The organism is Nonomuraea zeae (assembly GCF_005889725.1).
Classification (GTDB): Bacteria; Actinomycetota; Actinomycetes; order Streptosporangiales; family Streptosporangiaceae; genus Nonomuraea; species Nonomuraea zeae.
Genome location: NZ_VCKX01000630.1, coordinates 1 through 2,070 on the forward strand (window position 1 = coordinate 1; position 2,070 = coordinate 2,070).

The window sequence follows — 2,070 nt, forward strand, 5'->3', positions numbered from 1 at the left end:
GTTGGGAGGGTTGGGGCGGAGGGGGGCTCAGGCGGTGAAGTCCGCGAAGTCGAAGCCGGGGGACACGACGCAGCTCACCAGGACGGGCTCATCGGCGGCCGGGCGGGCCGACTGCCACACCCCGCCGGGCACGACCGCCTGCGGAACCTGCCCGTTCTCCACGTCCGGGCCCAGCGTGACCGTCTCGTCCCCGATCGTCAGGCTCAGCGGCCCGCCGCGGTGCCACAGCCAGACCTCCTCCGACCTGACCGCGTGCGGCACCGACTCCTCGCCCGGCTGCAGCAGGAAGTAGATGCCCGTGGCGCTCGCCCGCGTCCCCGGATAGCCGTCGGGACGGAAGGAGACCGCCGAGCGCCAGGTCTCGCGGAACCAGCCGCCCTCGGGGTGGGGGAGCAGGTCCAGGGCCGCGGCGATGGCCGGGCGCTCCACGAACGCGATCGGGGCGCCTTTGACGTCTCTCCGCAGGAAACGGGTGCCGTCGAGGACGAGCTGCCCGTCGAGCGCGCTGGCGAGGGCCGCCGCCTCGTCGGGGACCTGGACGGACGGGCCGTGGGGGTAGATCCGTAGCTCCATCCGGGAGAGTTTATGCCGATATTTCAGGACAAGATGAGCCGGTCTGTGGGCCTTTGGGTGGGCGTTGCAGACGATCATCCGGACTGGCGGCGAAATGTCGGTCGGGCTGGCTAGTCTGCGGCAGGTGATCGAACGGTGGAGCCGTGATCAGGTGCTCGCTCTCGCCCCCGACGCGCCTTCCCAGAAGGCCGCGCAGGGGGTGGCGGCGCCCGGGAAGTGGTCGTTGCGCGGCACGACAGGCACGGTCTTGTACGGCGAGTGCAAGGGCAGCGGGGCCAAGCCCTACCTTGCCTGCGTCGACCTGACCGAGCCCGCCTACCGGTGCAGTTGCCCGAGCCGCAAGTTCCCGTGCAAGCACGCGCTCGGGCTGCTGCTCATGTGGTCCGCGGACGGGGTGCCCGCGCAGGAGGCGGCGCCGCAGTGGGTGACGGAGTGGCTGGAGTCGCGCGCCGAGCGGGCCGCCAAGTCGGCGGCCAAGCTTGAGGCCGCCCGCGCCAGAGCCGCCGAGCAGGCCGGCCAGAGCGACGCGAGCGCCTCGCCCGGTCTGGCCGCTACGGGCGCCGGCGCCGCCTCGACGGCCCCGGGCGACGCGAGCTTGCCCGCCTCCGGCGACGCGGCCGGGGCAGGCGCGGGCTCTGTGGGCTCGGGTGGCGTGGGCTCGGGTGGCGTGGGCCCGAGCGGCGTGGGCTCCGTGGGCCCGGGCGGCGTGGGTGCGGCGGGCTCGGGAGGCCCGGCTTTGGCAGGCTCGGGCGGCCCGGCTGTGGCGGGGGCGCGTGAGCCGGGAGCGGGCGGTGAGTCCGTACGCCATGTGCGCGTCGCCTCCGGGCTGGCCGAGCTGGAGCGCTGGCTGGCCGACCAGGTGCGCCAGGGGCTGGCCGGAGCCGCGCCGCACGAGTGGGACGGCCTGGCCAAGCGCCTCATCGACGCGCAGGCCCCCGGCGTGGCAGGGGTCGTCTCCCGGCTGTCCCAGGTCCGGTCGGAGGACGACTGGCCGGGCCGGCTGCTGGAGGAATACGCGCTGATCAACCTGCTCGCCGTCGCCTACAGACGACGGGCCGCCCTGCCCGGCCCGCTGGCCGACACGGTGCTGATCAGGACCGGATTCCCCGTCACGAGGGAAGACGTGCTGGTCAGGCCCGCGGTGCGCGACCAGTGGGACGTGCTCGGGCGGCGCGATGACGAGCAGGACCGGCTGACGGCCCGCCGCGTCTGGCTGCGCGGGCGCAACACCGGGCGGCCCGCGCTGATCCTCTCCTTCGCCCCGCAGGGCCAGCCCCTGGACGCCTCCCTGGTGACGGGCACCACGATCGACGCCGAGCTCACCTTCTACCCGGGCGCCGCCCCCTTGCGCGCCCTGGTGGCAACCCGCCACGGCACGGTGCCGACCACAGGTCCGACGGCGGGGCCGACCACAGGTCCGATGACGAGGCTGGCGGCGGGGTCCGCAGCAGGTCCGAGCGCAGGGTCCCCGGCAGGACCGGAGACGGGGTCGGTGGC

General features: G+C 74.8%; 2 protein-coding genes. One reads left to right on the top strand and one right to left on the bottom strand.

Annotation, left to right across the window (positions count from 1 at the left end):
- Nucleotides 1-27: 27 nt before the first annotated feature.
- A complete protein-coding gene (locus ETD85_RS61920; RefSeq protein ID WP_138699037.1) occupies nucleotides 28-573 on the bottom strand; it encodes a cupin domain-containing protein in 546 nt (181 codons plus the stop codon).
- 124 nt (nucleotides 574-697) lie between these two features.
- Here ETD85_RS61920 and ETD85_RS66580 point away from each other — a divergent pair.
- Nucleotides 698-2,070, top strand: a 1,373-nt coding sequence (locus ETD85_RS66580; RefSeq protein ID WP_240780187.1) for an SWIM zinc finger family protein, incomplete at its 3' end; no start/stop codon positions are given.

Coding starts and splice junctions, on each gene's coding strand:
- ETD85_RS61920 (WP_138699037.1), bottom strand. CDS start 573: ATGGAGCTACGGATCTACCCCCACGGCCCGTCCGTCCAGGTCCCCGAC.